General features: G+C 56.8%; 5 protein-coding genes. 4 read left to right on the plus strand and 1 reads right to left on the minus strand.

Going from position 1 to position 6,537, the window contains the following annotated elements:
* Positions 1–9 precede the first annotated feature (9 nt).
* The 3 genes from H5U08_RS07810 to H5U08_RS07820 all read left to right on the plus strand — a co-directional run bounded on the left by H5U08_RS07810 (position 10) and on the right by H5U08_RS07820 (position 3,378).
* Positions 10–954: an isochorismatase family protein gene (locus tag H5U08_RS07810; RefSeq protein WP_297031914.1), complete on the plus strand. Its 945-nt coding sequence runs from the start codon at positions 10–12 to the stop codon at positions 952–954.
* Between the two features lie 17 nt (positions 955–971).
* Complete coding sequence (locus H5U08_RS07815; protein ID WP_297031906.1) at positions 972–2,066, plus strand: GNAT family N-acetyltransferase; 1,095 nt, start codon at positions 972–974, stop codon at positions 2,064–2,066.
* 61 nt (positions 2,067–2,127) lie between these two features.
* A complete protein-coding gene (locus tag H5U08_RS07820) occupies positions 2,128–3,378 on the plus strand; it encodes a DegT/DnrJ/EryC1/StrS aminotransferase family protein (RefSeq protein ID WP_297031908.1) in 1,251 nt (416 codons plus the stop codon).
* Positions 3,379–3,401: 23 nt separating this feature from the next.
* On the opposite strand, the gene H5U08_RS07825 is transcribed toward H5U08_RS07820, so the two are convergent.
* Positions 3,402–5,447 (minus strand): sulfatase-like hydrolase/transferase, encoded by a 2,046-nt coding sequence (locus H5U08_RS07825; RefSeq protein ID WP_297031910.1) that lies wholly within the window; start codon positions 5,445–5,447, stop codon positions 3,402–3,404.
* 445 nt (positions 5,448–5,892) lie between these two features.
* On the opposite strand from H5U08_RS07825, the gene H5U08_RS07830 reads away from it, so the two are divergent.
* The coding region (locus H5U08_RS07830) for an EF-hand domain-containing protein (protein WP_297031912.1) at positions 5,893–6,537 on the plus strand (645 nt) is incomplete at its 3' end.

The raw sequence follows: 6,537 nt of genomic DNA on the forward strand, positions 1-6,537 counted from the left end.
CTAAGGGAATTGTCCATAGATGAGATAATTTTGGTTGGCGTATGTACCAACATATGTGTTCTCTATACAGCTGCTGATGCCAGGATGCTGGGATATAAATTCTGGCCGGAGGTCCCCATCGCTCTGGGAGCCTTGCGAAACCCCGTGAGCATCGCGGCAGCCCGATGGCTGGAACGGTTCGCGTACCGTAATGCTGCCTTCGTGATCGCTCGCTCGCCCATGATGGCTGACGGCGTGGTGGCCACGGGTTATCCGCGAGAGCGTGTGCGGGTAGTCCCCAATGCTTGTGACTTTAAGCGATTCGATGTGCCTGCCGAGTGGGGGCGCTCGCTCCGCGCGGAAAATCAGTGGCTGGCCGACCGACCCTTCGTGCTCTACGCCGGGGCGTTCGGGCTGGTCAATGGTTGTTCTTATATCGTGCGTCTGGCGGCCGAAGTGCAAAAGAGCCTTCCCGAAGCCCGGTTTCTTTTGCTGGGACGTGGTCGGGAAGAATCCCTGGTTCGCGAACTGGCTGAACAACTTGGGGTCCTCAACCGGACGCTCTACATCCACCCGCCGGTACCCAAGCACGAAGTACCGCGGTTTTTCTCGGCAGCCGATATGACGATGTCCACGGTCATTGACGTGCCGGCGCTCCATAAAAACTGTGCGAATAAGTTTTTTGACAGCCTTGCCGCCGGACGCCCCATCGCCATCAACCATGAAGGCTGGCTGGCGGACCTGATCAGAGAACACGACTGTGGGCTGGTCCTCCCCGCCAAAGATATTCCCAAAGCCGCACAGTTGATGGTCGCAGCTCTGAAAGATCCGACCTGGCTTCGGGAAGCCGGACGCCGAGCCTATCAACTGGGGCGCAAACGGTTTGATGCCCAGAAGTGCGTGGATGAAGTGGAAGCCACGCTCTATGCCGCCATCGGAGATCACGAACTGAAACATCACAAAGCGGCCGCCTGAAAAGGATATTGGCTCCCATGGCACGGATGCAAGTCATTCAGCCCTATCAGCGGCAAACCTGGTGCGAGGTCCTCGCTCGCTGCGGATGGTTTGATGTCTATCATCTCCCCGAGTATTACCTGGCCGTTCGAACGGTGGATGAGGGAACGCCTCTCTTATTGGTGTACGAAGAAGACCCTTACATCGCGGCACTGCCCATCCTAGTTCGCAGCCTCGATGTTTTCCCCGAGTTGAAGGCCAGTACCTGGCGCGATGGTTGTTCGGCCTACGGTTATCCGGGACTTCTCACGAACTGTCGCCCTGAGATGACTGGCGCAGAGGCCTTTCGCCATCATTGGCAAAAGGCATTCCACCACGTCCTGCAAAGTTTGCGAATTGTGGCTCTGTTCGTCCGCCAGCATCCGCTGCACCCCACGGAATGGATGTGGCAGGGGATCGCCACTGTGAAACCTCTCGGGCAAACGGTTGTGCTCGACCTCCACCGAAGCGAAGCCGAACAGCTCCAAATGATTCGGCATGACCATCGCAGCGACATAAAGAAAGGCACGAAACGAGGCATAACAATCGTCGAGGATCAACACCTGAACCGAATGCATGAATTTCAAAGACTTTACGAATTAACGATGCAGGCAGTCAACGCCGAGCCCTATTACTTCTTTCCAAGGTCATATTATGATGCTCTCCGTCGGCACCTCAATGGAAGAATCAAGCTCTTTTTTGCGGTACATGAAGGCAGATTAATCGCCGGCTCTTTGTTCTTTCACTGCGGCAGCGTGCTTCAATATCACCTCAGCGGGGCGGATCCCACGCTCGGCCGCGAAAGAGCCATGGCCACCAAAATGATCATTGATACGGTGCGACGCTGGGGAACGGCCAATGGTTTTCACTGGCTGCATCTGGGAGGCGGACTGGGGGCACGGCAAGACTCGCTCTTTCAATTCAAAGCAGGATTTTCCCGCCTGCGGTGCACCTACTCAGTCATCAATTACATCGCGGAACCGGAAGTTTACAAGGAGCTTGTGCACCGCCGTTTTGGAAACGATGCGGCCTTGTCCACGGCTAATGGCTGGTTTCCTGCGTATCGCTGCCCAACTGTAAAAAAGGCCGCTTGATAATCGAAGTCCGTCAATAATGGACCACCTTTAGACTACCAGAGTAAAGAGTTATTCGCATATGAACGCAATAAGCCTGGCCGAGTGCTCTCAAACTAGCGGATTGGATCAGTTGGCGATTTTTGGCGGGACCCCGGTTCGGCAAACGCGTTTTCCTTCCTGGCCGGTTTTTGAAGACGAGGAGATCGCAGCCGTGGTTGACGTACTGCGCGGGGGCAGAGTCAACTACTGGACCGGCCAGCAGGTTCGCCGGTTTGAAGAGGAATTTGCCCAGGCTGTGGGCTGCCGTTATGCCGTGGCGGTTGCCAATGGGACAGTGGCCCTCGAGGCCGCCCTCGAAGCCCTTGGCATCGGTCCCGGCGATGATGTCGTGGTGACCTGCCGGAGCTTTGTGGCCTCCGCCGCTTGCGTTCTTCGCGTAGGGGCACGGCCTGTTTTCGCGGATGTGGATCCGGACAGCCAGAATATCACCCGGGAAAGCATCGAAGCGGCCCTGACTCCAAGGACCCGTGCGGTTATTTGTGTCCATCTGGCCGGCTGGCCGTGCGACATGGATCCCATCATGGATCTTGCCGAGCATAAAGGCTTCTTCGTGGTAGAAGACTGTGCCCAGGCGCACGGCGCTCGCTACAAGGGTCGGTCAGTCGGATCCCTTGGCCACATTGCGGCCTTTTCCTTTTGTCAGGACAAGATTCTCACCACGGGCGGCGAAGGGGGGATGGTCACCACGAACGACCCCGCGCTTTGGCGCAAGGTGTGGAGTCTCAAAGACCACGGAAAAGATTTCAACAGGGCACATCAGCCTGCTGACGGCACCTTCCGCTTTTTGCATGATAGCCTGGGGACCAACTGGCGCATGACGGAGATGCAAGGGGCGATCGGGCGGATCGCGTTAGGGAAGCTCGAAGAGTGGGTTCGGGTAAGGCAGGCAAACGCGCTACTCCTGCGGCAATATCTGCTTGCTATTCCGTCCCTGCGTGTGCCGCAACCTCCTGCTGATGTCGAGCACAGTTATTACAAGTTCTATGCGTTTCTTCGGGAGGAATATTTGAGGCCGGACTGGAACCGCGACAGGATCATCGCGGCCATCAACGCGGAAGGGATCCCGTGTGGCTCGGGGGCCTGTCCCGAAATTTATCGCGAACGCCTCTTCCAGGAACGCGGCCTGACTCCTTCCCGTCCATGCCGGGTGGCGCAACAGCTTGGCGAAACAAGCCTCATGCTCCTGGTGCATCCCACCCTGGGTGAACGGGAAATGCTGGAGACAGCCATGGCTGTGGAAAAGGTTCTCCGCGTCGCCACGGAATGGTGAACATCGTCCGTGCGTCTCGAGGTTCACGAGGACGGTCGCCGGGCCCCCCGCCAAATCGTTACTCGCCTGATTTCCCCTTGAAATTGAGGCGTACTGGGAGGGACAATCGGGCTGCCTGTGTCAGCCCCAATCTGCATCGAATCATGGGGATCCGTAACGATGAAATCGGGTAAGGGACGCCGTCCCGCCAATTGGCCGTTCACGTAAAGCTCGGCGGTGTGCTGGGGTGTGATGACGCCCGTCACCGTCTGCCATCCTTCCACAGATTTATCTGCTTCAACGGAAAACGGTTTGTTCTCGATGACCACAGTCCAAACTGCACGTCCCTGGCGAAGCCAAAGGGCGTAGCCGTGCGACTTTCCCCCGCGTGCCACGAGAACTCCATCAGGTTTCTCGGCACTAAAAGTTACTTCCACGGTCCAGGACATCCGAGCGGGGTTCAGACTCGCTGATTTTGGGACCTCGATATAGGAATGGCCATTGAATACGCGAACGGCCCCATCTCCCGGCAAAGACTTTACTTGCGTGCCGTGGTTAACGCCGTGATTCCCGCGCGGGGATCTATCGAGAATCTTGTCTCCGGAAGAGGGTTGATCAAAACGATAGTCGAGGCAGATTTCCGGGGGTGCATTTGGATCGGGCGGTGTGCCTCCCCACCAATCAGGACGGTCCACATACTCGGGCACGCGATACCCCAGCGCCTGCTGAAGACGAGTTAACTCCGCTTCCAACTCGGCACGAAGGTTTGCAGCCGACAGCTCATGGTAGAGATTCTTCGTTTCGTAAGGGTCTGTTGTCAGATCAAATAACTCGGTCCAATCATCATGTCCCGGATACGTGATCAGCTTGGCGGAGTCCGTTCGCACGGCGACGATGTCCGGGACCCGGCTGTTTCGCTGCCTTTCCGCAAAATATTCATACAGCCAGGCCTTTCGCCAGGGGATTTCCTTTCCTTCAGCCAGGGGCCGCCAGCTCTGTCCCTGCATATCCGCAGGAATTGGGACACCAGCAAAATCGAGGATCGTCGGAGCCAGGTCGAGGTTGAGAACCATTTCATCGCGGACCAACCCCTTCGGAATCCCTCTGGGATAGCGGGCCAAAAGCGGAATTCGCAAACTTTCCTCGTAGGCGCTGCGTTTGTCGCCCAGCCCATGTTCTCCCAGGTAGTATCCGTTATCACTTAGTAGGATGACCACTGTGTTGTCTGCAACGCCACATCGATCGAGTTCGTCCAGAAGACGGCCGACACAATCGTCAACCGCACTGATGCAGCGGAAATAATTCAAATTGACGGGGACCTCACCCGGTATCGCTTCATCAGGCCGTTTTGGGGGCTTGTCGCTGGAACCGAGGTACGGAGGCCGAACGTCAAAGTTCGGAGTGCGTTTGGCCAGACATCCGGCGTAACGTTCTTTTGCCCGCTCTGGCGGTGAGAAAGGACCGTGGGGAGCTTTAAACCCCAGAACCGCCAACCATGGGCGGTCATGGTGTGCGTTTTCCCGGATAAACTGCACGACGTAGTCGGTCGTGACATCATCGACCCATCCTGTGGTGGCAGTCTCTGTACCGTTCACCAAAAGTGGGCAATCGAAGTATTGCCCCTGACCGACGAAGCTGGCGAAAAAGTCGAATCCCGGTCGTTCCCGCTGACTGTCCATATGCCATTTGCCAAAATAGCCCGTCACGTATCCCGCACGCTGGAGAAGCGTCGCATACGTGACATTGTCGACTGGAAAGGGCCGAAAATTAGAAGCAATGCCGTTGAGGTGGTTGTAACGCCCCGTCAGCATCACAGCGCGACTGGGGGCACACAGCGAGTTGACGACAAACGCGTTACGGAATCGCACTCCCTCGGCCGCGAGTCGATCCATATGGGGAGTTTCAAACCAGGGAAAACGGGCGCGCTCACCAAGTTCCCTCTGAACCACGCCAAGAGCGTCGTATCGTTGGTCGTCCGTGATGAGGATCAGAAAATTAGGGCGATCAGCAGCGCTTGCTCCACCGCCCAATCCGGTTTTCAGACCGCAGCCAAGTAAACAGAGCACGAGCGAAAACAGGAATCTTTTCATTGGCGAGCTTCTCCCCAGTTGCGGATGAATCATATGGGCTACCGATCGGCGTCTAGCTTCCCGCATGATAGTTATTGCGTCAATTGGTCAGAGAGCACTCGAAAAGGGTGCTGATTACAATGGAAAGCGGGGGCTAAAATCGGAACTTTTTGGCCGCAAAGTCGTTTGACACTATGGCAGACCAGGATAAGAGATAGGGAGCACTCAGATCGGCAATATAGGGACTTTAGAGGAGTTACGCATATTGAGAATTTCAGATATGTCGCGAATCGTCACGGCAATCGGTCGGATCAACCTCCTAGTTCTGCTGGCGGGTCTCATGCTGTCACTAGGATGGGGGAGTCCCGTTCACGCGCAACCCCCCTGGATGATGGGAGGCGGCCCTCCTGGTATGTTTGGTGGGGGGCCTCCAGGTATGTTCGGGGGGCCGGGCGGCCCACCGGGTATGCCGGGGACTCAGCCGCAGTCGATCACCGGTAATCCGGAGATCGATCGCCGCGTGTCCTTCTATGAAGGCTTGATTCGGCAGTTGGACACCAATCATGACGGAACGATCTCCCCGGAAGAACTAAGTCAATCGCGGATGGGCAGTTTTCTCTCCTCCCGGCTGACCGAGCGGTTCGGAGTGGACGTCTCCCGCGGTTTCCGCATCGACGAAATCCGCCAAAAGGTGATCGACTACTACAAACAGCGTTACGAAGGCCAGCAGTCGCAGCAGGGCTCTTCCACTCCGAACAGCGGGTCAACGCCGACCAATCAAACTCAATCCCAGCAAGTCACGGTGCTGCGGATTGGTCCGGATGTGCCTGTCCCGGGATTCGGTCCACCGAGTACAAGTACAACATCTCCTGCGCCGACTGTTCCGGGGTTTGGACTTCCGACGAGTGCAACGGCCACTTCGGCCACTGCTCAGAACACGGGAGGGACGGCGGCCTCCCCATCATCGGGGCAAAGTGGAAGCGAAAGCGTGCTGGGCCTGCCCCCGCCGCCTCCGTTGGACGAAAGAATTCGTCGATACGCGGAAAGTCTTATGCGCCAGTACGACGAAAGCCACAACGGCAAGCTGGAAAAGGATGAGTGGTCAAAAATG

Source organism: Thermogutta sp., from assembly GCF_014359955.1.
GTDB lineage: Bacteria > Planctomycetota > Planctomycetia > Pirellulales > Thermoguttaceae > Thermogutta.

Excerpts from the sequence above, each read along its gene's own strand:
- H5U08_RS07820 (WP_297031908.1), top strand. The coding sequence starts at position 2,128 with ATGAACGCAATAAGCCTGGCCGAGTGCTCTCAAACTAGCGGATTGGAT.
- H5U08_RS07815 (WP_297031906.1), top strand. The coding sequence starts at position 972 with ATGGCACGGATGCAAGTCATTCAGCCCTATCAGCGGCAAACCTGGTGC.
- H5U08_RS07825 (WP_297031910.1), bottom strand. The coding sequence starts at position 5,447 with ATGAAAAGATTCCTGTTTTCGCTCGTGCTCTGTTTACTTGGCTGCGGT.